The following is a 26,971-nucleotide window of genomic DNA, read 5'->3' as shown; positions in this document are numbered from 1 at the left end:
CAACCCCTAACCCGCGGGATACCGCATAGTGCGCGGGATACCGCCACCGCTCGGAAGATGGAGACATCGAACCCACGCCGTCGTCGGATCGGCGACGTGGGACGCCGCTGGAATTGAGTGGCAGTGAGCATGGGACGACAGGCCAGCCCCGTCCCTGCCGGTTATGGCGCAAGCCCCCCGCCGGCCCTCACTGATCCGATGCACGTCAGGCTCCATACGCGACGGCTCCGTCGTTCAGGACTGAAAGGACGCGCTCACTCCCCTGCAAGGGAGTGGTGCGTCCTCACCACCGCTCCTTCCATCGTTCAGCAGGGAAGAACAAAAACTGCACGGTGATAAGCGTCGGCGCCCAAAGGCGGTGCCGCTCCCCAAAACGGGGGAGCGACGGCCTCAGCCTCCTCCGATTTTTTTGAGGCGCGAAGCCGCAGAGGGCCGCGTCATCCCCAGGGTTTTTGCGATGTCCTGTGCGCTAAGACCCGCGCCGGCCATTTCATCGAACAGGGCGGAACCGGCTTCTGTCAGGCGACGGCCCCGTCCCTCGCCGGAGGACACCTCGATGGCGGCAGCGCGAGCGCTCCAGTCGGTGCCATCGGCAGCGGCCGACGTTCCGGTAGGCCGGTCGTGTACATTGTTAACGGTGACAATCTCTTTGGCGGTCTTGCCAGAGTGACCGCCAAGACCGTGCGGGTTGTTCGCCCCGCCCGGCCCCCGCTCCGCCTCCAGTGCCTGGATCCTCTGCTCGAGCGCCTCGAAACGATCGGCCCACCGGGTAGCCGCGGCGTCGTCCTCCAAGAGGGCATTGAGGCGGGCCAGGAAGTCCGGCTCGTCCCGAAGGCGGGCGGCAACCGCGAGCAGAACCGGGCGGGCTTCTTCCGGGACGCGGGCATTCGCTTGGACAAGAACCATAGCACCTCCTATCATATGCTAGCACAAGATAGGCGGGCGCACGCTAGCGCGCAATAGCATATGATAGCATATCAGTAGATAGCATTTGCTATGATAGCGATTGATAGCGATTGATAGCGTCTGATAGCGCTCTATTCCTGCATGTGGATACCTCAAATTTATCTTGAACCATAGCAGACTAAGTGGTATTAGGGTACCGCACCAACGGATATAGCCATGTCGCTCCTGGTCGGACCGCTCGCCACTGAGATTGCCGCCGCCCTCGAAGCCGAGGGTGTGCCGTACGCCGTGACCGTCACGCGCATGGAAGGCGGCGAGCCTGCGAACCCCTGGGACCCGCCAACCGATCCCGTGCCCACCGAATACCCGTGCCGTGGTTGGCGGGACGAGTGGGATCAAGACGTGGTGGACGGAACGCTGATCCAGCAGAACGACGTGAAGATCGTCGTCCTCGCCACCACGCTCTCCATCGTCCCGACCTCGTCCGAGACGGTCACAGTGGATGGGCTCACCTACAACATCATCAACATCACCACCGACCCGGCGAACGCGACGTTCACCCTGCAGGCTCGCCGATGAGCGCGCTCAGTGCGCATTTGGTCCCAATGGTCGGCACCTTGGAGGGAGCCAGGTACGCGGGCTGGGTCTTTCTCTCTCGCTACGAGGGGTGGTGGTGATGGCAACCCCCTCGACACTCGCAACCCGTTTCTTGACCTCGCTGGAGATCCCAGAAGGACCGATGGCGGGCCGGCCTCTGAAGCTCGCTCCGTTCCAGCGGCAGTTTATCAAGGGCGCGCTGTCCAACGACGTGAACGTGGCCTGCCTCAGCGTCGGACGCGGCAACGGCAAGACGGCGCTGTCGGCCGGCCTCGCACTAGGTGCTCTCCTAGGCGTTTGGGATGATCAGCCCCGGCGGGAAATCCTGGTAGCGGCACGCACGCGCGATCAGGGCCGCGTCGCGTGGCAGTACATCGAAGGTTTGGCTCGCTCGCTCCCGGACGAGATACGCGCCCGGCTCCAGTTCCGGCGCTCGCCGATCCTCTCGGTCACCCTCGATAACGAGCATGAGATTCGCGTGCTCGCCGCAGACGGCAAATCGGCCCTCGGCACGTCACCGACTTTCGTGCTGATGGATGAACGGGGACATTGGGCTCTCGACAAGGGCGATGCGCTGGAGCACGCGCTGCTCACCGGCCTCGGCAAGAGGAACGGCAAGGCGCTGATCATCAGCACCAGCGCGAGCGACGACGCGCACCCGTTCAGCCGTTGGCTGGATGAGCCCCAGGAGGGGGTCTACGTCCAGGAGCACCGACCCGCTCCGGCTCTCCCTGCAGACGATCGCGAAAGCCTCCTGATCGCCAACCCGGGTGCCAAGGGCGGCATCGGCGCAAGCCTTGAGTGGCTGGAGGCGCAGGCTCGGCGCGCCATCGCTCGCGGTGGATCTACCCTCACGAGCTACCGGCTCTACCACCGCAACGAACGCGTCGCCGCCGAGAACCGTGATTGCCTGCTGACTGTGGACGAGTGGTTGCAATGCGAGGCGCAGGACGTGCCCCCGCGCTCCGGCCCGTGCGTGATCGGGATCGACCTCGGCGGCTCCTCCAGCATGTCGGCGGCGGCCTACTATTGGCCGGAGACCCACCGCCTCGAAACCCTCGGCTGGTTCCCCTCTAAGCCCTCCCTGCTGGACAGGGGGCAGCGGGACGGCGTGTCCAGCCGCTACGTCGAGATGCTGGACCGGGGCGAGCTGGCAGCTCTCGGTGACCAAACGGTCCCGGTGGCGCCATGGCTCAAGGTGGTGATGCAGCACGTTGCCGGCGAAAGCATCGCGGCAATCCTGGCTGACCGGTATCGCCAATCCGAGTTGGGCGAGGCGATGGACGCGGTCGGCATCAGGACGCCCGTCACGTGGCGTGGGTTCGGCTTCAAGGACGGCGGTGAGGACTGCGAGCGGTTCCAGCGCGCGGCTTTCGACGGCAAGGTTGTGTCCCTCCCGTCTTTACTACTCCGCAGCGCCTTCGCGGATGCCATTGTACTTCGTGATCCTGCAAACAACATGAAACTTGCCAAGGCGAGAAGTAACGGTCGGATCGATGCGGCGAGTGCGACAGTATTAGCCGTGGCCGAAGGGGCGCGCATGACGGCCCGGTCTCAGCCGGCCCGGAGGGTCTTTTGGGCATGAGGCATTCCGCTCACATCACCCGCTCCAAACGATGGGCGAGGCTGCGCTGGGACATCCTTCGGCGGGATGGGTTCCAATGCGTCGAGTGCGGCGCTCGCGGCCGGCTGGAAGTGGATCACCGTCACCCGGTTCGGACACATCCCGAACGCGCGTGGGACCCCGCCAACCTCCAGGCGCTGTGCGTGCCCTGTCACTCCCGAAAAACTTGCCTCGAACAGGGGCGCTCTCTCCCCAACCCCCAACGCCTCGCGTGGACGAGGCTCCTACGTGAGGAACTAGACGATGCTGACTTCTGTGAAGATCCAGCGCCGACAGTCTGAGATCAGGCAGGCGCTCGCCCCGCTGGTGGCGAACGACAATCCGAGTGAAGACGAGACCCGGCAGATTGAAACGCTGGACCTCGAATTCCGCCAGAACGAGACTCGCTACCGTGCGGCTCTGATCGCCGAGGATGAGGAGCGGCGCGAGGCTGGTGCCGAGCTGGAGACCCGCGGCGAGCGCGAATACGCGGACCTCGTGGCTGGCTTCGAGATGCGCCAGGTGGCGCGCTACCTGGATGAGGGGCGCCAGCTCGAAGGCCGCACCGCTGAGGTGGTACAGGAGCTGCGTAGCGCCAACGGATATCGCGGCGTACCGGTGCCGTGGCAGGCACTCGAACTCCGCGCGGGCGAAACGGTCTCGACCGGCACTCCGGACCCGATGCAGACGCGCCCGATCATCGATCGCCTATTCCCCGACTCGGTGGCCGGGCGGATGGGCGCGAGCATGATCAACATCGGCTCCGGCTCCGTCGAGTGGCCGGTTGCTACCGCGGGTGCATCCGTGGGTTGGCAATCGTCGGAGACGGGCAATGTTGCCTCGCCCTCGGCCTACGCCACGACCGATCATGCGCTGTCGCCTGACCACACGCTGGGCGTTCAGATGAGGATCACCCGCAAGGCGCTGAAGCAGTCCGGCGAGGCGCTGGAGCAGGCCGTACGGCGCGACATGAACGCGGCGATCGCGGTGGAAATGGATCGGGTGGTGTTCCTGGGCTCCGGCGCCGATGGCGAACCGCTCGGCGTCATCACCGGGGCGGCGACCTACGGCATCACCAACACCGACATCGGGGCGGCCCCTGACTGGGCGGCCTTCCGTAGCGCGGTGCTGCGCTTCATGCTCGCCAACTCGGCCACCGGCCCGGCGGGCGTCCGGCTGATGCTCCGCCCGGAAGTGTGGGACGCCACGGACGATCTGATCACCGGCCTCGCCATCTCCGAGTGGGACCGCATCGCCGCGAAGATCGGCAACACGGTCCTGACCACGAACGCGCTCGCGGCGCCGTCCGGTGATCCGGCCGAAAGTGTTGGGTTGCTCACCACCTCGGCGGGCGGTGTCGCGCCGATCTTCGTCGGCACCTGGGGCGCTGTGGACATGATCCGCGACCCCTTCAGCGACGCTCAGTCCGGCGGTCTTCGCATCACGGCGCTGGCGACGATGGATGTGACCGTGGCCCGCGCTTCCCAGCTTGAGATCATCAGCGGGATTCAGTGATGCTGTACGGCGGCGCCATCGGAGAACTTGAACTGCGTCGCGGCTCGCGGGGCGGTGGGCGCCGCCTCACGGGGTCGTTCCCGTACAACTCGAACGCTGTCATGAGCGACGGCGGGCGTAATGGTGGGCGGCCTCGCAAGGAGCGGATTGCCCCTCGGGCTTTCGCCTACCGGGTCGAACGGCCGGAGGAGGAAATCCACCTCCTGGTCGGCCACAGCTATGATCGGCCGCTCGCCTCTCGCGCCAATGGCACCTTGAAGCTGAAAGACACCGACGCGGCGTTGACCTTCGAGGCTGACATCTCGCCGGAAATCCTAGACGCGCCCTATGGGCGGAACTTCGCGGCGGCGTTCGATAGCGGCTTGATCCGGGGCATCAGTCCCGGCTTTCGGATTCCGCCACCGCGCGCTGTCCCCAAGGCTGAGGAGGTGACGGAAGAGGACCCTGCCGAGGGCACGGCGCTCATCCGCACCATCTTCGCTGCGCTCCTCTATGAGTTATCCCTTGTCACGGTAGCGGCATACCGCGAGGCGATGGCCAAGGAGGAGGAAGGCGCCGAGGAAGGCCGGAGCTGGGAGATAAACCCAATGGGGATCATCTCCCCCCGCCCGCGCCACCTTCTCAACCGGTGGAGGCTGTGATGGCCGAGACGATCAAACAGACCGAAGGCGTCCCGACGTCATGGCCTGACCATGGGCTGACGCTCTCTACCGCCGCCGCCGCGCTCGATGAGGCGATGCTATGGCAGCGCATCGAGGCGTACATCGTCCACCGGTGGTCCGCGCGCACCGTCGCTTGGATCGTCGAAGGTCCCGGCGGATGGGTACCGCCGCTGACGCCCGCGACAATCAGCACCGTGGAGGTGTGGGACTGCGAGGACGATTGGACCGCGGTGGAACTGTCGCCGACGCCACTCGGCGGCTTCTGCCTCCCGAGCTGCAAGGCCTACCGCTTCACTGGTGAGGTTGGCGGCGGCGACCTTCCCGAGGTGGTAGGCGAGGCCTTCCGACGCCTTGCCGAGTTCATGGCGGCCACGCCCGGTAAGCCCGGCGTCATGTCCGAGTCCGTCACCGCGGGCTCCGTTTCGATCGCACACCGTCGCTCGCCGTCGTGGATGGCCGATGCGCTGCGCAACAGCGGGGCAGCGGATCTTCTTCGCCCATATCGGAGGACGACCGCATGAGGTGGCCCTGGCAAAAGCGCGAGGAGATGTCATCAGATTTGAGGACATCTCGCGAGACCCGCTCCAGCGGTTCCGGCTTCACCGCCGAGATCATCGCGGCGCGCGAGGCGTACATTAGCGGCGCCCGCGGAATGGCCGAGCTGACGGGCACGGTTCAGACCTGCGTCACCATGTGGGAATCGGGCCTCGCGCTCGCCGATATTGTGGGCACAGACCTCATTAACCACTCGGTCATGGCGGCTACCGCGCGCTCCCTGGCCCTGCGCGGCGAGGCGGTTTGGGTTATCCGGGAGGATAACCTGGCACCGGCCACGGATTGGGAGGTGTCCACGCGAGACGGAACACCACGGGCCTATCGCCTCTCCATCCCTGATGCCGGCGGTGGCCACACCGAGACGGCGCTGGCGGCCGAGGTGCTGCACTTCCGAACCGCGGTGGACATGGTCGCGCCCTGGTACGGATCGGCCCCGCTGCGACGCGCTCGGCTCTCTGCAGGACTCCTCCACGCCCTCGAAACCGCCCTCGGAGAGATCTACGAATTCGCTCCGCTTGGCTCTCAAATCGTCCCGTTGCCGGAGCACGACGAAGCCGGCATGAACCGGATGCAGCGTTCCTTCAGGGGCTCGCGAGGCCGCGTTCTGGTGCGCGAATCGGTGGCCGTGTCAGCGGCCGGTGGCCCGGCTCCCGCGCAAGACTGGAGGCCCAACGACCTCACGCCCGACATGGCGAAGAGCATGGCCTTGGAGACCCTAGAGGCGTCGCGAAGCAGCATTTTCGCAGCCTTCGGCGTGCTGCCGGCGATGTGGGCGACGAACGCGCAAGGCCCCCTCGTGCGCGAGGCCCAGAGGCACCTGGCGCAATGGGTCCTCCAGCCCATGGTCGGACTCATGGCCGAGGAGGCCACCAACAAATTGGGAACACCCATCACGATGGACGTAGTTCGACCGACGCAGGCGTTCGATGCCGGCGGCCGAGCGCGCGCCTTCGCCACCATGGTCCAAGCACTCACCCAGGCAAAGGAGGCGGGGCTGGACCCGCAGGCGATCGAGGACAGCTTCAAGTTCATCGACTGGGAATGACATGCTTGCTCGGGTCCCCTGGTCGCCGCCAAAGCGGGAGACCAAGAAGACGGCCAAGCCGAAGCAGCGGCAGCTCAACGACGCCAGACGGCGGCGCATGATCGACAACGTGGCCGAGATCATGAAGGCGGGGTTCGAGGCCGGCGCACCGTCCCGGTTCGCGTTCGAGGCGTCCTGCCGTCACGGCATCCGTTCCGGCCTCTGCACCGAGGGATGGACGTGGCAGGAGGCCGACGCAGCGGCCGCCGACATTGTGTCCCGCGCGCTGGCGATGATCGGCGCCACCCGGCCATCATGGAAGGAGGGCCAGCCGGAATGGACCCAGGACGGCGCCCTGCCCATCGAGCGCGAGAACTGCCTCCGGTGCCGCGGGCCGCTGGAGGGCCATCACTATAAGTTTTGCAGCACCGTGTGCGCGGCCGCGTGGCACACCAGCCGTCGCGAACGCGACACGAGCGACGAGGCGCGAGCGCAGCGTGCAGCGTCCGATGCGGCCTATCGTGATCGTGCGCCGGCACGGGCCTGCGAGCGGTGCGGGACGATGTACCGAAGCCGGAAGCGGGACCAACGATATTGCGGCTCGGCGTGCTTCTACGCCACGCAGCGCGAGATGCGGCGGCAGGCATGAACCTCGACGACCTGCCCGACGACGTGTGCGAGTGGTGCGGGACGGCGATCCAGACGACGGCCAGCAATCGACGCTATTGCAGCCGTCGATGCGCCGCGCGGGCGCACTACCGGCGGCACCATCCTGCGGTGCCTCGCACCTGTCCACGCTGCGGCGAGGTGTTCACCCCACGGCGCAACGACGCGAAATATTGTAGCGGGCGCTGCCGTGCGCGGGCGGCGAGCGTCTTCAACACCGCGGTCGAGTCGGAGGAGCGGCGGCGAGCGCGCGCGAATCGATCATGCGCCCATTGCGGCACGACCTTCACCGGCACTCGGAGCGATGCCATCTATTGCAGCCGGGCCTGCGGACGGCGAGCCGAGTACGATCGGAAGCGGGCAAGCCGTGATCAACCGCCGCTCTCCGAGGCGCTGGCGGCTCTGCGATGCGTGGATTGCGATGGGCCTATCCCTGAAGCGACGCAGTGCCGGCGCCGGATATGCGACGGCTGCCGACGCGAGCGACAACGGGCAGCTGGGCGGCTATGTGCAGCACGTAAGCGCGCGAGAGATCCATCTGTGGACAACGGAAAGAACTTTCCATGAACGCGAGTCCGTTACGCACTGCAAAATATTAGGCACTACGTTAGGCACGATAGAGCTTAAAGAGCGGGGTATCCATTGAATATCAGCGGCTTATGTCGATAATCGTAATCCCTCCGGCTCCGCCACCCCCGCTCCGGCCGACTGGCCCCTCCCCGATCACCGCTCCCGCCCCTTGCCAAACGTCGCTACGGAGGGCAGGAAGACGGGCCGCGCGGCACGGTGGCGCACCCTGAGCGCCATGCGCCGGTCGCATCGCGGAGCACGACCCCCGAGGCGCAGCCGCCGGCCCCATGACCCGACCTCATGACCCGACCTCATGATCCGGCCCCGAACGACCCGGACCGGAACGACCGGGCCCGATCGATCGGCGTGGGCTGCAAACGCCCGTCGTGCCGGCCGGAACAGGGTTTCGCCGCGATCGCCGAGCGGCGCCCGCGACGCCGCGCAGGCCGCGCCCGCCGCCGAAAACCGATCGCCCTGCATTCGCCGAGACTTCGGGTCGTGCCGAAGTAATAAGAACCACTTATATAGACAATGCCATAATATCATTTGAAGCGCCCCGACGGGCATGCCTAGCTGTGCTCCGCGGACGGCGCCTCGCCGGCCTCCGCACCCGTTCCGCGACCATCCGGGAGCCGACAAGGACCGCTGCATGGCCTATGGCATTGATGTCGAGTTGCGCAATCTGACCAAGCGCTACGGCTCCTTTGCGGCCATCGACGACATCTCGCTGCGCGTTCCCTCCGGCTCCTTCGCCACCCTTCTCGGCCCGAGCGGATCGGGCAAGACCACCACGCTCAACGCGATCGCCGGCTTCGTGACGCCCGACGAGGGCGAGATCCGCTTCAACGACCAGGCGGTGTCGCAGATCCCGACCTACAAGCGGAACATCGGCATGGTGTTCCAGTCCTACGCCCTCTTCCCGCACCTCACGGTAGGCGACAACGTCGCCTATCCCCTGAAGATGCGCGACCGGATGAGCCGCGCCGCCGTCGCCGAGCGGGTGCGCGAGTGTCTCGCGATGGTGCGCCTCGAAGGCTACGAGACGCGCCTGCCCAAGCAGCTCTCGGGCGGCCAACAGCAGCGCGTGGCGATGGCCCGCGCCCTCGCCTCCCGGCCCCGTCTCCTCCTCATGGACGAGCCGCTCGGCGCCCTCGACCGTCGCCTGCGCGACCAGGTGCAGATCGAGATCAAGGAGATCCAGCGACAGACCGGGGCCACCTTCATCTACGTGACCCACGACCAGACCGAAGCCTTCGTCATGTCCGACCTCGTCGTCGTCATGAACGACAGCCGGATCAGCCAGGTCGGCACCCCGACGCAGATCTACGACGAGCCCGACAACGTGTTCGTCGCCAACTTCCTCGGCGGCTCGAACCTCATTCCGGCGACGGTTGAGGGCGTCGACGCATCGGACTACCTCGTCGCCCTCGGCGACGGCACCCGCCTCGCCGTGCCGCGGCGCGGCCAGTCGATGAACGTCGGCGAGGCAGCGTATATCTTCATCCGCCCGGAAGACATCACGGTCGGCGCGCCGACGGGCGCGCAGGAGCGCACCGTCGACGTCGCCGCGACGGTGGAGACGGTCGACTTCCACGGCGACTCCCTCAGGATCACCGCCCGCATCAAGAACACCTCCGACGTCATCTCGATCCGCACCGGACGGCATCAGCCGGTCGGTGGCGGCGCCGACATCGGCGTCAGCTGGAAGGTCGACGTCTCCCGCCTCCTGAAGCGATGACGGCGGCCACCGCCGTGAGAACGCCGAACCCCGTCCACGGAGCCCCTACTTGCGCCACCTGACGCGAAACACGACCGGTGCGCTCCTCATGGCGCCGTGCCTGATCTGGATCGGCTTCTTCTTCATCCTGCCGATCGTGCTCCTGGCGATCAACGGCTTCCGGGAGGGCGGCCTCGCCTCCTACGAGACGGTGTTCACCTCGCCGGTCTACTCCAAGGTCCTCGGCAACACGCTGCGCGTCGCCGTCGTCACCACCGTCTGCACCCTCCTCCTCGGCTACCCGATCGCCTACATGCTCACCGTCCTGTCGGGCTGGTGGCGGGCCGTCGCCCTCGTCATGGTGATCGTGCCCTACTGGCTCGACTACATCGTGCGCAGCTACGCCTGGCTCGTCCTCTTGGGGCGCGAGGGGCTCATCAACCGGCTGCTGATCTCGCTCGGCATCATCGAGCAGCCCATCGCGATGCTCTACAACCTCTTCAGCGTCACCTTGGCGATGACGCAGATCCTCCTGCCCCTCATGATCCTGACGCTGTTCGGCGCCATGCTGCGCATCGACCGCCGCCTCCTCGACGCCGCGGCGATCCACGGCGCGAGCCGGACGCGCGCCTTCCTCACCGTGTTCCTGCCGCTCAGCATGCCGGGGATCTACGGGGCGAGCCTTCTCGTCTTCGTCGTGGCGATGGGCTTCTACGTCACCCCCGCCCTCCTCGGCAGCCCCAGCGAGACGATGATCAGCCAGACGATCATGATCCTCGCCACCGAGCTCCTCAACTGGTCGGTCGCCTCGGCCGCCGGCGTCATCCTGCTCGTCTTCAGCGTGGCGATCCTCGTCGTCTACAACCTCGTCTTCGGCATGGACCGGCTGTTCGGCGGAGACGGCAAGTCATGAGCGCCGTCCTCACCAACATCCTGCGCGGGGTCAACGTCTTCGTCCTCGCGATGCTGCTCTTCCCGGTCATCGTCGTGGTGGGCATCTCGTTCAGCTCGGCGAGCTTCCTGCGCTTCCCGCCGCCGGGGCTTTCGCTGCAGTGGTACGAGAAGATCCTGACCGACCCGTCCTGGGTCAACGCCCTCGTCCTCACCGTGCAGGTGGGGGTGATCTCGGTCGTCGTCGCGGTGGTCGTCTCCGTGCCGATGGCGATCGCTTTGGTGCGCTACGTCAGGCGCGGCCGCGGCTTCCTCAGCGGCCTGCTCCTGTCCACCTTCATGACGCCGACGATCATCCAGGCGATCTCGATCTATCAGTTCTACGTGCCGCTCGGCCTGCTCGACACGGTCTACGGGCTCGCCTTCGCGCACGCCGTCTCCGGCATCCCGTTCGTCGTCATCAACGTCGTCGCGAGCCTCGGTCAGATCGACGAGAACATCGAGCGCGCCGCGGTGGCGCACGGCGCGCGGCCGGCCCGCGCGTTCGTCAACGTCACCCTGCCGATCATCGCGCCGAGCGTCATGGTGGGGGCGATCTTCGCGTTCATGCACTCGGCGCACGAGCTGCTGATCGCGACCTTCGTGCTCGGCACGATCCGCAAGCCGATCTCGGTCAAGCTGTGGGAGGGCGTGAAGGTGACGGTCGATCCGACCATCGCCGCCGCCACCACCTCGGTGATCGCCCTCGGCGTGCTGCTCCTCATCATGATCGCCCTGATCCGACGGACCGACGTGAGGCGCCGCGCCGCCTGACCTCTCCGCAACGACGCAACGAAGGAGGTACGACATGACCTATAGGGACAAGGACGAGGTCGAGCGCTCGCTCGATATTCTGCGCAACGTGCTGCACGAGACGCGAGGGATGGACCGCCGCGGCTTCCTGAAGGTCCTCGGCAAGGCGGCCGTCGCGACCCCGCTCGTCGCCGGCGTCCACTCCATGGCGATGAGCACCGCGCGCGCATCCGGGCCGATCACCACCATGGGCTACGGCGGCTCGTGGCAGGACGCCATGCAGAAGGCCTATCTCGACCCCTGGAGCGAGAAGACCGGCGAGAGCTACAACTACGTCACGCCGATGCAGTTCGCCCGCGTCATCGCGATGGACCAGGCCAAGCGCCAGCAGATCGACGTGATGGAGGCCGGCGCGCTCGAGAGCATGCGCATGCTCAAGCTCGGCCTCAACGCCGAGATGGACTGGAACGTCATCGACAAGAGCGCGCTCACGCCGAACCAGCTCAAGTATCCGAACGCCATCTCCTCGATCACGCTGTCGACCCTCATGGTCTACAGCAAGGCGAAGTGGCCCGGCGACGATCACCCCAAGAGCTGGGCGGACTTCTGGGACGTCGAGAAGTTCCCCGGCCGGCGCGCCATGTTCCGCCGCCCCTACTCCACCCTCGAGGCGGCGCTGATCGCCGACGGCATGCCGCTCGACCCCGAGAAGATGTACCCGCTCGACCTCGACCGCGCCTTCGCCAAGCTCGACGAGATCAAGCCGCACGTGAACTTCTGGTGGAACTCGGGCTCGGAGACCCAGCAGCTCATCCAGGACAACGAGGTCGACCTCTGCGTCATATGGAGCGGCCGCGCCGTCCAGTCGATCAAGGACAACGGGGCGAACTTCGGCATCGTCTGGAACCAGGCGACCTACAACTCCGACTACGAGCTGTGGTTCGCGCTGCGCAACAGCCCGAACCCCGAGGGCGCCATGCAGCTCCTCGACATCGTCGGCCGCGCCGAGCCGCAGGCCGTGTTCGCCCGCGCCACCTACTACGGCCCGACGAACCTCAAGGCCTACGACTATCTCGACGACAGCATCGGTCCGTTCCTGCCGTCCTATCCGGACAACTCCAAGCTGGCCTTCCCGATCAACTACCAATGGTGGTCGGAGCATCAGGCCGAGATCTTCGAGCGCTTCGAGGCCTGGCTCCAGTCCTGACCGCCCGATCAACGCTTCGGATCCACGGGGGCGGTGCTCCCGTGGACCACCCCACCCGGCAGAGACGATGACCCGACACGCCAGCATGCACGCCCTCCTCTCCCCCCGCTCGGTCGCGGTGGTGGGGGTCTCCACCCGCGACTCGGCGGGCAACCGCGTCTTCCGCGGACTGCGCGACGGCGGCTTTCCGGGCGAGATCCACCAGATCAACCCGAAATATGCCGAGCTGAACGGCGCGCCCTGCCACCCCTCCCTTGCGGCGCTTCCCGCCCCGCCCGACGCGGTCTTCATCGCCGTCGCCGCCGCCAACGTCGAGGCGGTGCTGCGCGATGCCGCCGACACCGGCGTCAAGGCGGCGATCGTCAACGCCAGCGGCTTTTCCGACGCGGGCGCGGAGGGGCTCGCGCGCCAGGACCGGCTCGCGGCCATCGCGCGCGAAGCCGGCATGGTGCTGTGCGGCCCCAACAACATGGGGCTCGCCAACGTCGCGGGGAACGTCATCCTGTGGACCGGGCGATCGCCGCTGCGCCCCGCGCGCGGGCCCATCGCACTCGTCTCCCAGAGCGGCTCGGTCGCCATCGCGCTGAGCACGGAGCCGCGCGGCGGCTTCTCCCACATCATCACCGTCGGCAACGAGGCGGTCTCCACCCTCGCCGACTATGTCGACGCCCTCGTCGACGACGACAACGCCGGGGTGATCGCGCTCTATATCGAGACGATCCGCGACCCGCGCCGCTTCGCCGCCGCGGCGCTGCGGGCGGCCGAGCGCGGCAAGCCGGTCATCGTCCTGAAGGCCGGCCGCTCGGCGCAGGGCGGCGCGATGGTCGCCTCCCACAGCGGCGCCCTCGCCGGCGAGGACGCGACCTACGAGGCCTTCTTCGCCCACCTCGGCATCATGCGCGCCGCCGACATGGACGAGCTGATGGAGCTCGCCATCCTGTGCGCGGCGCACCCGGAGCCGCCGGCGGCGCCCGGCGTCGCGGCGGTCACGGTCTCCGGCGGCGAGGGCGCCCTCCTCGCCGACCTCGCCGAGGCGGCGGGGCTCGCGCTGCCGCCGCTCTCGCCGGCGGCGAAGGCGCAGGTGCGCGACCTCTACCCCGCGACGGCGCGCGACAACCCGGTCGACGCCTACGGCCTCGGCTGGGACGGCTCGCTGTTCGGCACCCTCCTCGAGACGCTGATGACGGAGCCCGGCGTCGGCACCATCCTCGCCGCCGTCGACGCGCCCGGAACCGACCCCAACGGCGGGCGCACCGCGATCGACATCGCGGCGACCTACGGCGCGTTCCTGCGCGCCGGCAAGGTGCCCGAGGGCACCCGCCTGGTGCTCGCCAACAACACCGCCCCCTGCGGCCCCAACCCCAAGGTGAAGGCGCTGCTCGACGAGGCGGGCCTGCCCTACCTCGCCGGCATGCGCACCGCGCTCGGCGCCCTGTCGCCGTGGAGCCGGCGCCGCCCCGCCCCCGCGCTCGCCCGCTCGCCGGCCGCCGCCTCGGCGCCGAACCTCCTCGAGGCGGGCGAAGCGGAGCGCTACGCCCTCCTCGGCGAGGCGGGCGTGCCGATGGCGCCGACCCGCGTCGCCGCCTCCGAGGCCGCCGCCCTCGCCATCGCCGACGAGCTCGGCTACCCGGTGGTGCTCAAGGGTCTCCTCGCCGCGATGCCCCACAAGAGCGAGCACGGCCTCGTCCACCTCGCCCTCGCCGACGCGGACGCCCTCAGCCGCGCCTACCGCGAGACCGCCGCCACCCTGTCGCGATACGCGGGCGCGTCGGACGCCGGCGAGATCGTCGTCCAGCCGATGACCGGCAAGGCGGTGCAGCTCTATGTCGGCGCGCGCCATGCCGGCGAATTCGGCGTCACGATCATCGTCGGCGTCGGCGGCGTGCTCGTGGAGCTCTTGAACGACGTCAGCGTGCGCATCGGCCCCGTCGACGAGGCGAGCGCGCACGAGATGCTCGCCGAGACCACGGCCGGGCGCCTCCTCGCCGGGGTGCGCGGCGCGCCGCCGTCCGACGTCGCGGCCGCTGCCGCCGCCATCGCCCGCTTCTCCGAGCTGACGGCCGGGATGGGCGCCGACATCGCCGCCGTCGAGATCAACCCCCTCATGGTGCTGGAGCGCGGCCACGGCGTCGTCGGCGTCGATCTCGTGGTGGAACGGGCCGCCGGCGCGGCGGCGGGCTGACCCCGCGCCCGAACTGTCGAAAGGAATGCGACGTGTCTGAAGGTCTCGCCAACTACGCCGTCGACGGCAACGTCTCGATCGTCACGATGAACCGGCCCGAGAAGCTCAACGCCCTCAGCAAGGAGCTGCGGACCGACCTCACCGACGCCCTGGTGCGCGCCGACGAGGATCCCGCCACGCGCGTCGTGATCCTGCGCGCCGCGGGCCGCAGCTTCTGCGCCGGCTACGACATCGGCGGCCCGCGCGATCCGGTGAAGGACGCCTGGCGCAGCGATCCCTTGCAGTATCACAAGCACCTCACCCCGCAGCTCGAGTTCGAGATGATCCCCTGGTACATGCGCAAGCCGGTGATCGCCTCGGTGCAAGGCCACGCGATCGGCGGCGGCTGCGAGCTCGCGATGTTCTGCGACCTCACCATCGCGGCCGACAACGCGAAGTTCGGCGAGCCGGAGATCCGCTTCGCGAACTCCGGGCCCGCGCTGGTGATGCCCTGGATCGTCGGCTTCAAGCGCGCCCGCGAGCTCCTTTATTTCGGCGACATGATCGACGCGGAGGAGGCGCTGCGCCTCGGCATGGTGAACCGCGTCGTGCCGCTCGCCGAGCTCGAGGAGAAGACCCTCAAATACGCCCACCGCCTCGCCCTCGTCGACGCCGAGGCGCTGACGACGACGAAGCTCGCCCTGGTGCGCGGCGCCGACCGGGCCGGCTTCCGCGACGCGATGCACGTCGGCCTCGACGTCGTCGCCCCGCTCTACGCGGCCCAGACCGAGGCGGGCGCAAAGTTCCGCGAGATCGTCAAGGCCGAAGGCCTCGGCGCCGCCGTCAAGTGGCGCACCGCCCAGTTCGAGAACGCGAAGATCTGAGGCGGCGGCGACGCGCCGCTGGCGGCGGGTGATGCCCCCGCGGGGAGGGACGGCGCCACGGCGCATCACCGCATGGTGGTGTCGCCAATGTGCCAATTCCGGACGCTCGCCGCGTCGGAGCAAGCGGTTGAATGCAGTCGTCCGGCAGCTCATAGGTGGGCGCCGCTACGACGCTGCCCAAATGTACCTCCGTCCCTGGCAGGACGTGATCCAGCCAAGGACGTTTCGTCTCGAGAAAACAAATGGTTATGCCATACTCTTCAGAAGCTTAGCGTAGATCGACGTAATTTGCATCAATGACGTGTAGCACGCCTTGTTCTTCCCCATGGTCTGGGGGTTGTGACCTGCTATTTCCATGTATGCTTGCTTTGCGACTCCAATAATCTCTTCATCGCTAAGCTGATCGGGCTTGCCTAACTGCCAACCGGCCTCGGCCTTATATACGAAGACAGAGTGAGCGGCGATTATGGGAAAAATGATGCCATCCGGAACTTCCACCACCTGACCGTTCGCACGTTCGATTGAACGGATTCCGGTGCCAATGAAACCTTGATGGACCTTCCACTTTTTGTACAGCGACCACGCAAGTGGAGCGATGCCAAGAAAGGCCTTATACATGTCCGAATCAGACTCATCGGCCAGCTTCTGAAAAACTTTCAGGCAACGTGTCTTCTGGCTGTAGGCAAATACCTTACTGGTGAGGTCAATGACCATTCCCTCCGGCGGCAAGAGGTCGTCGGGGAGCAATGCGAATGTGGCTTGTATGACCTTCTCGGTATCGACGAAGTTGTCGTCCGCTAGCAAGTCACTCTCGCTTTTGCGCAGCTTCCCAGACGGATCAACAAGTTGAATGCTCTTTTCAAGCTCATCAAGTTGACCACGCCTCCCGGCAATCGAGATCGGCTTAACGTCATTTTGAAAGTTTCTAGAGATCGAGATCTCGGCTATCAAATCGTCGTCTGTTGTGACGATAATCTCAAATTTAATACTTGGTTCCGCGACATCATCGGCTGTTTTTTGGTCAAAGTAGCGCTTCAACTCTCCGCGGGTCTGCGATCCATTAATTATACTAGCGCGAGTTAAATAAATCTTGCGGTTTTTATCGTCGACTTCGGCTTGGCGTGCGACGATGACAGTTCCGCTGTTGAGTACACCAAAAGTGTCCGGGGTCTCTCTAAGGCTCTTACGCATCGCCTGATGCACAAGTGTAGGGGACTTTTTCTGCTTCCCCTTGGCGTCAACCAAGTACTCTCGGACATTCTCGTTATCATCGAGTCCGATTACCGACCGAGCTGGCGCCGATCCGGAATACACTCGTCGGTTGGCAGCTTCATCATCGGGGGAGGAGATGTTTCGGCACTTGTGAAAGCCGAACGTGTATACGTCGCTCGCTGGAGCGGTCATGGTATCACCTTCCATTTTTCCGCTGACCGCTACAACGACGCACCCACCCTGGGCGATCAACACGAGCCAGCGATGCAACAATAATTGCACTGCCCCACGACGTCAATTGCGTTTGTCAGTTTGTCAAAGCTAGATCCTGACAAGACCGGCGGACCTTGAAGTATATCAATTAAGGCGCATCGATTGCGGATCCGATCAGACTTGCGTGGACATGCCCGCCGAGCAGCGTGCGATCGCCGCTAAAGGGTCTGGACACAGACTACTGAAACGGCCGGGGCATCTTCCTGGCGGCTTAATCTGGCGCAAGTGATGGCCATCAGCCATCCATGAACTTCCGCTTAGGGGGTCGCTTAACCCTGGCGTGAAAGGCGGGAATGGGTCAACACACATCGCTCGACATCCGGGCCACAGCCTCACTCCGCCGCGGCGCTTGGCCAACCGATCTCCGCCAGCACGTCCCGGGTGTCGGCGCCGAGGGTGGGGGCGGCGCGGCAGGGAAGCGGCCCGGAGCCGAGGAAATGCACCGGCTGGCGCACCACGGGGATCTCCCCGAGGGCGTCGTGGAGCGCGCTCGAGACGAGACCGCGAGCCTTCGCGTGAGCGCTCGCCACCACCTCGTCGATCGCGAGGATCGGCGAGGCCGGCACCCCCACCGCGCTCAGTGCCGCGACGGCGTCCACCGCCGTACGCGCGCCCGTCCACGCCTCGATCTCCCCCTTCAGCGCCCCCTCGTTGGCCTTGCGCACCGCGTCCGTCGCAAAGCGCGGATCGGCGGCGAGACCCGGCTTGCCGATCGCGCTCGCGAGGCGGGCGAAGAGCGTGTCGTTGGCAACCGCGATGATCAGCATCCCGTCGGCCGCCTGGAACGCGTCGAGCGGCGCCGACAGCGGATGGGCGTTCCCCTCCCGCTGCGGCACCCTGCCGGTGAAGAGGTGCTGCGCCAGCACCGTCAGCATGGTGGCAAACAAGGAATCGACCATCGCCACGTCGAGATGCTGGCCACGCCCGTCACGCCGTGCCCCGTTGAGCGCGGCGAGGATCGCCCACGTCGCGTGGAGCCCGGAGATGAGGTCGCCCATCGATTCCCCGACGCGGGTCGGCGGCCCGTCGCGGCTGCCGTTGACGCTCATCAGCCCGCTCATCGCCTGGGCGATGATGTCGTAGGCCGGCCGGTCGGTGAGCGGCCCGGTCTGCCCGAAGCCCGAAATGGAGGCGTAGACGAGGCGCGGGTTCTGCGCCGCGAGGCTCGCGTAGTCGATGCCGAGCCGCGCGGCGACGCCGGGCTTGAAGTTCTCCACCACGATGTCGGCCCGCCGCGCGAGGGCGTGCGCCACCGCCCGCCCCTCCTCGCTCTTGAGGTCGAGCACCACGGACCGCTTGTTGCGGTTGATGAGCAGGAAGTAGCCGCTCTCCTCACCCGTCCGCGGCTCGAAGTGGCGCGCATCGTCGCCCGCCGGCGCCTCGACCTTCACGACGTCCGCCCCCGCGTCGGCGAGCAGCGCCGTGCAGAAGGGCCCCGCGAGCACGCGCGAGAAGTCGAGGACGCGAACCCCGTCGAGGGGCGGCGGCAGGTCGGTCATGAGCTCGTCTCCTTGGGGGCGGCGGACGCGGCCGCGGCGGGTCGGGGAAGATCCGAAAGGTCGGCGATCGCCTCGAGGCGCCGGAGCCGGGCGAGAAGCGCCGCCGCGGCGTCCACACCGAGGCTCGGCGCCACGCAGGTGAGGAATTTCGCATCGAGCTCGGCGTCGGAGAGCGGGTCGTCGGCGCCGCCGCGCGGCCGGTCGCGCGCCGCCTCGAGCACCCGCCCGTCGCGCAGACGCACCCTGAGGGCGGCGCCCTCGGGGGCCGCCGCCCGGCGCGCCGGAGCGTCCCACTCCGGCGAGGAGCGCGCGCTCACCCTCTCCATCAGCGCCGCGAGCGGGGCGTCGGGGGCGACGGCCTCGTCGAGCGCGGCGACCGTCAGCGGCCGCCCGAGCGCCGTCATCGCGAGAACGAAGGGCATCGAGAACTGCGCCTCGCGCGCCGTGCGCGGCCGCGGATGGCCGAGATTGCGCCAGACGAGCGCCGGTGCGTCGACCTCGATCGCAGCGATCGCCTCGCCCGCGACGCGGGTCTCCCGGCATAGGTCCTCCAACGCATCGATCGCCGCGTGGGCGGAGAGGCAGACCGGCACGCGCTTGACGTCGAGGCCCGGTGTCAGGAGGCGCCAGCCGCACTCGGCCGGGCCGCCCGCCCGCTCCGCCGCGGGCGTCACACCGAGGAGGGCGGCAAGTCCCGCCGCCGCCTCGAGCGCGGCGTCGGGCCCCGAGGCGCCCATCGCGGCAAGCCGCGCCGCGCCGAGGCCCGCGGCGCTGGCGCGACCGAGGAGCAGCGGCTTGGCATCGCTCCCGAAGGCCGCCTTGACGCCGCCCGCACCGGCGAGCGCCGTCCCGAGCGCGGCCGCCATCGCGCCCGGCACGAGCCCCATCGCCCGCCCCGCCGCCGCCGCCGCGCCGGCCGTGCCGAAGAGCGCCGACGTCCACCAGCCGCGGGCGTAGATCGCGTCGCCGAGAACCTCGCCGATGGCATATTCGACCTCCGACCCCGCGACGAAGGCGAGGAGGAGAGCGGCGCCGTCGCCGCCGGCCTCCTGCACCGAGGCGAGCGCGGCGGGAAGCACCGCCGCCGAGCCGTGCACCACGCCGGCGTAGCAATTGTCGTCGAAGTCGAGCGCGTGCGCCGCCGTGGCGTTGGCGAAGGCGGCGCCGGGCCCGGCGAGCGCGCCGCCGGCCGCGAGCCGCGCCGGGCCCGGCGCATAGGTCGCGCGCGCCTCCACGGCGGCGAGGCGGCCCACCGCGGTGTCCGCCCCGGCGATCATCACGCCGATGGTGTCGATGATCGCCCGGCGCGCGACGTGGCGAACGGGCTCGGGAATGTCGCCCGGCGCGAGCGCGGCCGCCCAGCCGCCGATGCGCGCGAGGATCGCCGGCGGCGGCGCGGCGGCCATCTCAGCCCCGCAGCGCCTCGGCGTAGGGCCGCCTCAGCCCCTCGGCACGCGCCGTCTCCACCGCCTCGGGGTAGCCGGCGTCGGCGTGACGGAACACGGCGACGGACGAATCGTTGCCGAGAACGCGGGCGATCTTCGCCGCCGCCGCATCGCTGCCGTCCGCCACGCACGCAAAGCCCGCGTGCTGGGAAAAGCCGATGCCCGTGCCCCCGCCATGGTGCAGCGACACCCAGGTGGCGCCGCTGGAGCAGGCCGACATCGCATTCAGCATCGGCCAGTCGGCCACCGGGTCGGAGCCGTCGAGCATCCCCTCGCTCTCGCGGTTGGGGCTCGCCACCGAGCCGGAGCTGATGTGGTCGCGCGTCACGACGATCGGCGCCGACACCACCCCCTCCGCCACCATGCGGTTGAGCGCGAGGCCCGCCGCGACGCGGTCCGCGAGCCCCATCCAGTAGCTGCGCGAGGGCAGCCCCTGGAAGCGGATGCGCTCGCTCGCCATCTCGATCCACCGGGTGAAGGTCGGGTCGGAGACCACCCCCTTCAGCGCTTCGGAGGAGACGCGAATGTCCTCCGCCTCGCCCGACAGCGCGATCCAGCGGAACTGCGTGCGCCCGCGGCAGAACTGCGGCCGCACGTAGGCCGCGATGAAGCCCGGGAAGTCGAACGCCTCCTCGACGCCGGCGTCGCGCGCCATCTGGCGGATGTTGTTGCCGTAGTCGAACACCGGCACGCCGCGCGCCTTGAAGGCGAGCATCGCGCGCACCTGCCGCGCCATCGAGACCTTCGCCGCCGCGATCACGCCGGCCGGGTCGCGCTCGCGCCGGCTCTCCCACTCGTCGATCGTCCAGCCCGCCGGAACATAGCCCTGCAGCGGGTCGTGCGCCGCGGTCTGGTCGGTCACGAGGTCGGGGAGGTCACCGCGCGCGAGGATCTCCTCGTAGACCTCGGCGGCGTTGCCGAGGAGGCCGACCGAGATCGCCGTGCCGCTCGCCTTCGCCTCGTCGATGAGCCGCAGCGCTTCGTCGAGATCGGCCGCCTCGCGGTCGAGATAGCCGCTCTCGATGCGCCGGGCGATGGCGGCGGGGCGCATCTCCACCGCGAGCACCGAGCAGCCCGCCATGACGCCCGCGAGCGGTTGTGCGCCGCCCATGCCGCCGAGCCCGCCGGTCAGGAGCCAGCGCCCGGAGAGGTCGCCGCCATAGTGCTGCCGCCCGGCCTCGACGAAGGTCTCGAAGGTGCCGCCGATGATCCCCTGCGAGCCGATATAGGTCCACGAGCCGGCGGTCATCTGGCCGAACATCATGAGGCCCTGCCGCTCCAGCGCGTCGAACACCTCCTGCGTCGCCCATTTGCCGACGAGGTTGGAGTTGGCGATGAGGACGCGCGGCGCGTCCGGATGCGTCGCGAGCACGCCGACGGGCTTGCCCGACTGGACGAGCAGCGTCTCGGCGTCGGACATGTCGGTGAGCGTCGCGACGATGCGGTCGAAGGCCTCCCAGTTGCGGGCCGCGCGACCCCGCCCACCGTAGACGACGAGGTCTTCCGGCCGCTCCGCCACCTCCGGATCGAGATTGTTCATCAGCATCCGAAGCGGCGCTTCGGTTTGCCAGGATCGGGCGGTGAGCGTGGTTCCGCGCGGGGCGCGCACGATCCGTCGGTTGGCAGGCTCGCTGTTCATCGGCCCTCCGCTTCCATCCGCCGGCGGCGACGACACCGCGCGGCGAGCCGGCCAGACGGTAGGAGCGAAGCGGCCTAAGCAGAACTAATGATTTTCGATAGGGAGGATGAACGATCCTTATTCAGCCGCCATCGCGTAGGCGAGCGGCTGGACCGTCGCGAGCTCGTGCGCGCGGGCCGGCAGCCAGGTCTTCGCCACCTCGATGAAGGCCTGCGCGGCCGGCGTCGGCAACACGTTCGCCGAGGTGGCGATGATCGCGCGCTGGGGCGGTACGGCCTCGCGCAGCGTGCGCGAGACGAGCGGCATCCCGTCGTTGCTGATGTTGCACGGCGGGCGGGTCACGAGGACCGACACGCCGAAATTGTTGGCGACCATCCCGCGCAGCGTCTCGATCGAGGTGCAGGGCAGCACCTTCGCCGGCATCGCGTCCACCTGGCGGAAGAGGGAGATGAAATAGTCCCGGCTCTGCGGCAGATCGATGAGGAGGAAGGTCTCCTTGGCGAGGTCGCGCAGGCTCACCTTGTCCTGCGCGGCGAGCGGGTGACCGGCCGGCAACAGGGCGTAGGGATGGAAGTCGGCGAGCGGGATGCGGGTCAGCTCGTCACTCGATTCGAGCTCGTAGAGGAGCGCCAGCTCGACCCGGCCGCTCATCAGCGACTTCTTGACCCCGTCGAGGTCCTCCTCGCGCATCGTCACCCGCACGCCCGGGTGGGCCTTGGCGAACGCGGCGAGCAACCCCGGCGCGAAGGCGGGCGCGAGGGTGGAGAACACGCCGATCTCGAGCGCGCCGGACACCGCCCCGTCGATGTCGAGCTGGCCGAACGCGTTCGCCTGGGCGAGGAGGTGGCGGGCGGCGACGAGCTTGCGCTGGCCGTAGAGCGTCAGCTCCATCCCCTGGCTGTGCCGGCGGATGAACAATTTCTGCTCGAACAGCTCCTCGAGCTGGCTGATCGCGACGGACACCGCGGGCTGGCTGACGCTCAGCCGCTGGGCGGCCTTCAGCGTCGAGCCGGTCTCGGCCGCGGCGACGAAGTAGGAGAGCTGCCGGAATGTGAAGCGTATCATCGAGCCCTATACGCCCTATGACCAACGAGTATTTTTTCGGATACCCGCCCTCTGCAATGTTCGGGCCGACCGCAGATGCTCAGGCCCCGCCCGTGTTCAACACTTTCGAGATGCCGCCCGGCGCGACCCCGTTCGCCACGGAAGACGACCACGCGATGGCGCGACACATCGCCCGCTTCGCCGGCGACGTGCTGGCGCCCGAGGCGGCGCGGATCGACCGCGACGCCGCCTTCGCCGGCTGCCACTGGCCGGCGCTCGGCGCGATCGGCCTCGCCGGCCTCAACCTGCCCGAGGCATGGGGCGGAGCGGGCGCCTCCCCGCTCGCCCTCTATCTGGCGGTGGAGGAGGTGGCGGCGGCCTGCGCCTCGACCTGCTCCATGCTGACGGCGCACTATCTCGCCACCGACGCGATCCTCCTCGGCGGCGACGACGCCCAGCGCGCCCGCTGGCTGCCCGGCGCGGCCGCGGGCACCCTCCTCGGCGCGTTCGCCCTCACCGAGCCGCAGGCCGGCTCCAACCCCGCCGACATGACGACGCGGGCGCGCCGCCACGGCGGCGACTACGTCCTCACCGGCACGAAGCACTTCATTTCCAACGCCGGTGCCGCGAATTTCATCATCGTGTTCGCCGTCACCGACCCCGCGGCCGGCGCGCGGGGGATCTCCGCCTTCGTCGTGCCGCGCGAGGCGCCGGGCGTGCGCTGCGGTCCGGCCGAGCCGACCATGGGTATCCGCGGCGGACACATCTTCGAGGTCTCGCTCGACGCGGTCGTCGTGCCCGAAAGGGATCGGCTCGGCCCCGAGGGCAAGGGCTTCGCCACCGCCATGAAGGTGCTCGACAACGGCCGCGTGGAGGTCTGCGCCGCCGCCACCGGGATCGCCCGCGCGGGCCTCGGCGCGGCGCGGGACTGGATGAAGGCGCGCGAGATCGGCGGCCGGCCGATCGCCCACTTCCAGGGCCTCCAGTGGATGCTCGCCGACATGGCGACCGCACTCGAGGCGGCACGCCTCCTCGGCCTCAACGCGGCGCGGCTGCGCGCCGCCGGCGCCCGCTTCACCCGCGAGGCGGCGCACGCCAAGCTCTTCGCCGCGGAGGCGGTGGGGCGCATCGTCGACGCGGCGCAGCAGATCCACGGCGGCTACGGCTACACCGCCGCGCTCGGCGTCGAGCGCCTGGTGCGCGACGCGCGCATCCTGCGGATCTACGAAGGCTCCTCGGAGATCCAGCGGACCATCATCGCGCGCGACCTCCTCGGCTGACCGGCCGGGACGTCCGCGACACTCCGACCGGCGGCGGGCCACCGTCAGCCCATCGCCGGCTCGGCCGTCCTCGCGTAGCGGCTCTGCGGCCGCGCGAGGCCGAGATGGTCGCGCAGCGTCGTCCCGCTATAGTCCTCGCGGTAGAGGCCGCGACGCTGCAGCTCGGGCACCACGTGGTCGGCGAACTCCTCGATGCCCACCGGAAGCTGCGGACAGATCACCATGAAGCCGTCGCAGGCCTTGCCAGCGAACCACTCCTCCATCACGTCGGCGATGTCCTTGGCGGTGCCGAGCACGCGCTTGTTGCCGCGCTCGTAACGCTGCCAGAGCTGGCGCAGGGTCAGCCGCTCGTGCTTGATCATGTGCACGAGCTGCTCGAAGTAGCGGGTGTGCTGGTTGGCCGAGGCGGGGATGATGTCGAGCGGCACCGGCTGATCGGGATCGAGGCCGGAAAGGTCCGCCTCGAGGTCCTGGCCGACCCGCTGCTTGCCCACCATCGGGGTGACCAGCTCCTGCAGCGTGCGGTGCTTGTCCTCCGCCTCCCACTTGCTCTCGCCCCACACCGGGGCGAAGCCGGCCAGCACCTTCAGCGTCGACGGGTCGCGGCCGAACCGCGCCACGCGCGCCCGCACGTCGTCGTAGTAGGCCTTCGCCTCCTCGAACGTGTCGTCGGAGTTGAACACCAGGTCGGCGGTTTCGGCGGCGAGCTCGCGGCCGGCGTTGGACGCCCCCGCCTGGATGATGACGGGCTGGCCCTGCGGCGGCCGCGCGATGTTGAGCGCGCCGCGGACCTTGAAGAAGGCGCCCTCGTGATCGATCGGGTGGAACTTCGCCGGATCGAAATACTCGCCCGTCGCCTTGTCGAAGCGGATGGCGTCGTCCTCGTAGGTGTCCCAGAGCGCCCGCACGATCTCCACGAACTCCTTGGCCCGCGCATAGCGCTCCGCGTGCGGCGGCAGCTTGGCGTGGCCGAAGGCGCGCGCGGCGTGGTCGTTGCTCGACGTCACCACGTTCCAGGCCGCCCGCCCATGGCTGATGTGATCGAGCGAGGCGAACAGGCGGGCGAGGTTGAACGGCTCGTAGAAGCTCGTCGAGGCGGTGCCGCCGAGGCCGATCCGCTCGGTGCCGCGCGCGAGCGCCGACAGCAGCGTCGTCGGCTCCAGGCAGTTCATGTAGTTCGGGCCACGGGAATAGGCGTCGAGGTGGTCGATGCGCGCACCCGGCGTGTCGGCGATGAAGAAGAGGTCGAACTTCGCCCGCTCGGCCCGCTGCGCCAGGTAGGTGAAATAGTCGATGTCGGTCGCGGTGTCGGTGTCGCTCGCCGTGTTGCGCCAGCCGGCGCTGTGATGGCCGTTCACCAGCGCCAACAGCGCGAGCGACATCTTTCCGTCTTTCACCATCTGAGATCCTGCCTATCGCTGCTCGGAGAATGGGGAGGACGGCGCGCCCGTCGACGGCGCGCCGGAAGGGGCCGCGCGGGCGATGGCAGGGGGCGTCCGCCACGCGATGACGCCCGGGCGATGGATCGCATCCATGCAGGAATCCGCCGTTGAGCGGCGCGGCCGATCGACCGTCGCATGCTTGTGAATACCTCATATATGTAAATACAAAATGGGCCGCCCTGGCAAGCCGGACGGCGGGCCAGCGGCGCGATGCCGCCGCCCGGCTGCGCGGCTCAGCGCGCCAAGGCGGACCGGATGAGGCCGACGCCCGCGGCCGCGAACAGCGCGGCGACCAGCCCGTCGATCGATCGGCGCAGGCGCCGATATCCGGCCATCACGCCGGGCAGCGAAAAGGCGAGCGCATAGCCCGTGTAGTTCACGAACCCCAGCGCGGCGCAGACGAGCGTCGCGACCGCCACCTGAAGCGCGCTGTCGCCCGCCCCGAGCCCCATCGAAAGCGCCGCCATCCACGCGACGACCGCCTTCGGATTGGAAAGATTGAGCACCAGCCCGTGCCGGAAGCCCCGCCGCGGCGCCGCTGCCGGCGCGTCCCCCGCCCTCAGCGCCGCGCGGCCGGACTGAACCGCGAGCCACAGCAGATAGAGCCCGCCGCCGAGCTTCAGCACCGTCAGAAGCGCCGTCGCCCCGTGGAGCAGCGCGCCGAGCCCGGTCGCCGCGACGACGCCCCAGACGGCGAGCCCGACCGACAGTCCGACGCCGAAGAGGAACCCGTCGCGGCGCCCCGAGCCCATCGCCACGGTGGCGACGGCGACGTTCGCCGGCCCCGGCGAGACCGTCACCACGAAGAACGCGGCGGCGACGGACACGATGTCCGACAGATCGACCATTCTGTCTCCCCTACCCTTCGCCGCCGCCCTCTTTCGGCCCGTCCCTGAAGGCTTCGGCGAAGCGGCACATCAGGCGGACGAGATCGGCGACGTCCTCGTCCTTCCAGGTCTCGAAGATCGCCCGGCTCATCCGCTCGCGCGCCGCGTCGATCTTGTCCGTCATCGCCTTCCCCGCCTCGGTGACCACGGCCTCGCGGACCCGGCGGTCGGCCGGATTGCCCTGCCGGGAGACGAGGCCGAGACCGTCGAGCTTGGCAATCTGCCGGCTGACGGTGGTGTGGTCGACACCCAACCGGTCGGCGAGCTCGACGACGCCGATCGGACCGAGCCGCTCCACCGCCACCAACAGCCGAAACAACGCGCGATCCAGCGACACGCCGGCCTCGCGCACCAGCTCCTCGTCCCGCTGCGGCCGATTCATGACGCTGACGATCTCGATCAGCGCGCCGTGCAGGTCACGCATCATCGGGCTCATATGTGTATTATGCACGTTTTTTGTTGACGACATGCCTCGGCTCCTATTACGTGCATAATACACA

At 68.4% G+C, this 26,971-nt stretch carries 24 protein-coding genes; 15 read left to right on the top strand and 9 right to left on the bottom strand.

The window, feature by feature from the left end; genetic code table 11:
* Positions 1 to 390 precede the first annotated feature (390 nt).
* Positions 391 to 906 carry a hypothetical protein gene (locus JCR33_RS19380; RefSeq protein WP_198883778.1) on the bottom strand — a complete coding sequence of 172 codons (516 nt, stop codon included), beginning with the start codon at positions 904 to 906 and terminating at the stop codon, positions 391 to 393.
* A gap of 216 nt (positions 907 to 1,122) precedes the next feature.
* On the opposite strand from JCR33_RS19380, the gene JCR33_RS19375 reads away from it, so the two are divergent.
* The 14 genes from JCR33_RS19375 (at position 1,123) to JCR33_RS19310 (ending at position 15,750) form a co-directional block, all read left to right on the top strand.
* A complete protein-coding gene (locus JCR33_RS19375) occupies positions 1,123 to 1,485 on the top strand; it encodes a hypothetical protein (RefSeq protein WP_198883777.1) in 363 nt (120 codons plus the stop codon).
* Between the two features lie 97 nt (positions 1,486 to 1,582).
* Positions 1,583 to 3,088, top strand: coding sequence for a terminase large subunit domain-containing protein (locus JCR33_RS19370; RefSeq protein WP_198883877.1), 1,506 nt, complete (start codon positions 1,583 to 1,585; stop codon positions 3,086 to 3,088).
* The gene (locus tag JCR33_RS25670; protein ID WP_198883776.1) at positions 3,085 to 3,408 is read left to right on the top strand and encodes an HNH endonuclease; all 324 of its coding nucleotides are present in this window, start codon (positions 3,085 to 3,087) and stop codon (positions 3,406 to 3,408) included. The genes JCR33_RS19370 and JCR33_RS25670 overlap by 4 nt, the downstream gene beginning before the upstream one ends.
* Complete coding sequence (locus tag JCR33_RS19360) at positions 3,371 to 4,621, top strand: phage major capsid protein (protein WP_198883775.1); 1,251 nt, start codon at positions 3,371 to 3,373, stop codon at positions 4,619 to 4,621. Before JCR33_RS25670 ends, JCR33_RS19360 begins: the two co-directional genes overlap by 38 nt.
* Complete coding sequence (locus JCR33_RS19355; RefSeq protein ID WP_198883774.1) at positions 4,621 to 5,262, top strand: HK97 family phage prohead protease; 642 nt, start codon at positions 4,621 to 4,623, stop codon at positions 5,260 to 5,262. Before JCR33_RS19360 ends, JCR33_RS19355 begins: the two co-directional genes overlap by 1 nt.
* Positions 5,262 to 5,804 carry a hypothetical protein gene (locus JCR33_RS19350; protein WP_198883773.1) on the top strand — a complete coding sequence of 181 codons (543 nt, stop codon included), beginning with the start codon at positions 5,262 to 5,264 and terminating at the stop codon, positions 5,802 to 5,804. Before JCR33_RS19355 ends, JCR33_RS19350 begins: the two co-directional genes overlap by 1 nt.
* Entirely contained in the window at positions 5,801 to 6,883 is a 1,083-nt protein-coding gene (locus tag JCR33_RS19345; RefSeq protein ID WP_232372697.1) for a phage portal protein, read from the top strand. The genes JCR33_RS19350 and JCR33_RS19345 overlap by 4 nt, the downstream gene beginning before the upstream one ends.
* 1 nt (position 6,884) lies before the next feature.
* A complete protein-coding gene (locus JCR33_RS19340) occupies positions 6,885 to 7,511 on the top strand; it encodes a hypothetical protein (protein WP_211110434.1) in 627 nt (208 codons plus the stop codon).
* 1,236 nt (positions 7,512 to 8,747) lie between these two features.
* A complete protein-coding gene (locus tag JCR33_RS19335) occupies positions 8,748 to 9,836 on the top strand; it encodes an ABC transporter ATP-binding protein (RefSeq protein WP_198883771.1) in 1,089 nt (362 codons plus the stop codon).
* Between the two features lie 49 nt (positions 9,837 to 9,885).
* A complete protein-coding gene (locus tag JCR33_RS19330) occupies positions 9,886 to 10,728 on the top strand; it encodes an ABC transporter permease (RefSeq protein ID WP_198883770.1) in 843 nt (280 codons plus the stop codon).
* Positions 10,725 to 11,519 (top strand): ABC transporter permease, encoded by a 795-nt coding sequence (locus JCR33_RS19325; RefSeq protein WP_198883769.1) that lies wholly within the window; start codon positions 10,725 to 10,727, stop codon positions 11,517 to 11,519. The genes JCR33_RS19330 and JCR33_RS19325 overlap by 4 nt, the downstream gene beginning before the upstream one ends.
* A 34-nt stretch (positions 11,520 to 11,553) precedes the next feature.
* A complete protein-coding gene (locus tag JCR33_RS19320; RefSeq protein ID WP_198883768.1) occupies positions 11,554 to 12,705 on the top strand; it encodes an ABC transporter substrate-binding protein in 1,152 nt (383 codons plus the stop codon).
* Positions 12,706 to 12,772: 67 nt separating this feature from the next.
* Positions 12,773 to 14,887 (top strand): acetate--CoA ligase family protein, encoded by a 2,115-nt coding sequence (locus tag JCR33_RS19315; protein WP_198883767.1) that lies wholly within the window; start codon positions 12,773 to 12,775, stop codon positions 14,885 to 14,887.
* A 32-nt stretch (positions 14,888 to 14,919) separates the two neighbouring features.
* Entirely contained in the window at positions 14,920 to 15,750 is an 831-nt protein-coding gene (locus JCR33_RS19310) for an enoyl-CoA hydratase/isomerase family protein (RefSeq protein ID WP_198883766.1), read from the top strand.
* 246 nt (positions 15,751 to 15,996) lie between these two features.
* Here the strand turns inward: JCR33_RS19310 and JCR33_RS19305 are convergent, their stop codons facing one another.
* The 5 genes from JCR33_RS19305 to JCR33_RS19285 all read right to left on the bottom strand — a co-directional run bounded on the left by JCR33_RS19305 (position 15,997) and on the right by JCR33_RS19285 (position 22,883).
* On the bottom strand, positions 15,997 to 17,217 hold the full coding sequence (locus JCR33_RS19305) for an AIPR family protein (RefSeq protein WP_211110433.1): 1,221 nt from the start codon (positions 17,215 to 17,217) through the stop codon (positions 15,997 to 15,999).
* Between the two features lie 350 nt (positions 17,218 to 17,567).
* Positions 17,568 to 18,734, bottom strand: a complete 1,167-nt coding sequence (locus JCR33_RS19300; protein ID WP_198883764.1) for a CaiB/BaiF CoA transferase family protein — start codon at positions 18,732 to 18,734, stop codon at positions 17,568 to 17,570.
* Positions 18,731 to 20,140: an MmgE/PrpD family protein gene (locus JCR33_RS19295; protein ID WP_198883763.1), complete on the bottom strand. Its 1,410-nt coding sequence runs from the start codon at positions 20,138 to 20,140 to the stop codon at positions 18,731 to 18,733. Before JCR33_RS19295 ends, JCR33_RS19300 begins: the two co-directional genes overlap by 4 nt.
* Position 20,141: 1 nt before the next feature.
* Positions 20,142 to 21,818: a urocanate hydratase gene (gene hutU, locus JCR33_RS19290; protein ID WP_198883762.1), complete on the bottom strand. Its 1,677-nt coding sequence runs from the start codon at positions 21,816 to 21,818 to the stop codon at positions 20,142 to 20,144.
* 117 nt (positions 21,819 to 21,935) lie between these two features.
* Positions 21,936 to 22,883, bottom strand: coding sequence for a LysR family transcriptional regulator (locus JCR33_RS19285; RefSeq protein WP_198883761.1), 948 nt, complete (start codon positions 22,881 to 22,883; stop codon positions 21,936 to 21,938).
* 92 nt (positions 22,884 to 22,975) lie between these two features.
* Between JCR33_RS19285 and JCR33_RS19280 the strand changes: the two genes are divergently transcribed.
* Positions 22,976 to 24,142 (top strand): acyl-CoA dehydrogenase family protein, encoded by a 1,167-nt coding sequence (locus JCR33_RS19280; protein ID WP_332461233.1) that lies wholly within the window; start codon positions 22,976 to 22,978, stop codon positions 24,140 to 24,142.
* Positions 24,143 to 24,186: 44 nt separating this feature from the next.
* Here JCR33_RS19280 and JCR33_RS19275 read toward each other — a convergent pair whose 3' ends face one another.
* The 3 genes from JCR33_RS19275 to JCR33_RS19265 form a co-directional block, all read right to left on the bottom strand.
* Positions 24,187 to 25,542 (bottom strand): LLM class flavin-dependent oxidoreductase, encoded by a 1,356-nt coding sequence (locus JCR33_RS19275; RefSeq protein ID WP_198883760.1) that lies wholly within the window; start codon positions 25,540 to 25,542, stop codon positions 24,187 to 24,189.
* A 275-nt stretch (positions 25,543 to 25,817) separates the two neighbouring features.
* Entirely contained in the window at positions 25,818 to 26,432 is a 615-nt protein-coding gene (locus JCR33_RS19270) for a LysE family translocator (protein WP_198883759.1), read from the bottom strand.
* 10 nt (positions 26,433 to 26,442) lie between these two features.
* The gene (locus JCR33_RS19265) at positions 26,443 to 26,940 is read right to left on the bottom strand and encodes a MarR family winged helix-turn-helix transcriptional regulator (RefSeq protein WP_198883758.1); all 498 of its coding nucleotides are present in this window, start codon (positions 26,938 to 26,940) and stop codon (positions 26,443 to 26,445) included.
* Positions 26,941 to 26,971: the final 31 nt, after the last annotated feature.

Origin of the sequence: Acuticoccus mangrovi (assembly GCF_016411865.1) — a bacterium.
Classification (GTDB): domain Bacteria; phylum Pseudomonadota; class Alphaproteobacteria; order Rhizobiales; family Amorphaceae; genus Acuticoccus; species Acuticoccus mangrovi.
Note: the sequence above shows the minus strand (reverse complement) of the source record. Positions and strands in the feature narration are given on the sequence as shown.

Bases quoted from the DNA above. Each gene is read 5' to 3' on its own strand.
- JCR33_RS19285 (WP_198883761.1), bottom strand. From the start codon at position 22,883: ATGATACGCTTCACATTCCGGCAGCTCTCCTACTTCGTCGCCGCGGCC.
- JCR33_RS19345 (WP_232372697.1), top strand. From the start codon at position 5,801: ATGAGGTGGCCCTGGCAAAAGCGCGAGGAGATGTCATCAGATTTGAGG.
- JCR33_RS19295 (WP_198883763.1), bottom strand. From the start codon at position 20,140: ATGGCCGCCGCGCCGCCGCCGGCGATCCTCGCGCGCATCGGCGGCTGG.
- JCR33_RS19265 (WP_198883758.1), bottom strand. From the start codon at position 26,940: ATGTCGTCAACAAAAAACGTGCATAATACACATATGAGCCCGATGATG.
- JCR33_RS19320 (WP_198883768.1), top strand. From the start codon at position 11,554: ATGACCTATAGGGACAAGGACGAGGTCGAGCGCTCGCTCGATATTCTG.
- JCR33_RS19315 (WP_198883767.1), top strand. From the start codon at position 12,773: ATGACCCGACACGCCAGCATGCACGCCCTCCTCTCCCCCCGCTCGGTC.
- JCR33_RS19275 (WP_198883760.1), bottom strand. From the start codon at position 25,542: ATGGTGAAAGACGGAAAGATGTCGCTCGCGCTGTTGGCGCTGGTGAAC.
- JCR33_RS19375 (WP_198883777.1), top strand. From the start codon at position 1,123: ATGTCGCTCCTGGTCGGACCGCTCGCCACTGAGATTGCCGCCGCCCTC.
- JCR33_RS19340 (WP_211110434.1), top strand. From the start codon at position 6,885: ATGCTTGCTCGGGTCCCCTGGTCGCCGCCAAAGCGGGAGACCAAGAAG.
- hutU (WP_198883762.1), bottom strand. From the start codon at position 21,818: ATGAACAGCGAGCCTGCCAACCGACGGATCGTGCGCGCCCCGCGCGGA.
- JCR33_RS19270 (WP_198883759.1), bottom strand. From the start codon at position 26,432: ATGGTCGATCTGTCGGACATCGTGTCCGTCGCCGCCGCGTTCTTCGTG.
- JCR33_RS19350 (WP_198883773.1), top strand. From the start codon at position 5,262: ATGGCCGAGACGATCAAACAGACCGAAGGCGTCCCGACGTCATGGCCT.
- JCR33_RS19355 (WP_198883774.1), top strand. From the start codon at position 4,621: ATGCTGTACGGCGGCGCCATCGGAGAACTTGAACTGCGTCGCGGCTCG.
- JCR33_RS19370 (WP_198883877.1), top strand. From the start codon at position 1,583: ATGGCAACCCCCTCGACACTCGCAACCCGTTTCTTGACCTCGCTGGAG.
- JCR33_RS19325 (WP_198883769.1), top strand. From the start codon at position 10,725: ATGAGCGCCGTCCTCACCAACATCCTGCGCGGGGTCAACGTCTTCGTC.
- JCR33_RS25670 (WP_198883776.1), top strand. From the start codon at position 3,085: ATGAGGCATTCCGCTCACATCACCCGCTCCAAACGATGGGCGAGGCTG.
- JCR33_RS19380 (WP_198883778.1), bottom strand. From the start codon at position 906: ATGGTTCTTGTCCAAGCGAATGCCCGCGTCCCGGAAGAAGCCCGCCCG.
- JCR33_RS19300 (WP_198883764.1), bottom strand. From the start codon at position 18,734: ATGACCGACCTGCCGCCGCCCCTCGACGGGGTTCGCGTCCTCGACTTC.
- JCR33_RS19360 (WP_198883775.1), top strand. From the start codon at position 3,371: ATGCTGACTTCTGTGAAGATCCAGCGCCGACAGTCTGAGATCAGGCAG.
- JCR33_RS19335 (WP_198883771.1), top strand. From the start codon at position 8,748: ATGGCCTATGGCATTGATGTCGAGTTGCGCAATCTGACCAAGCGCTAC.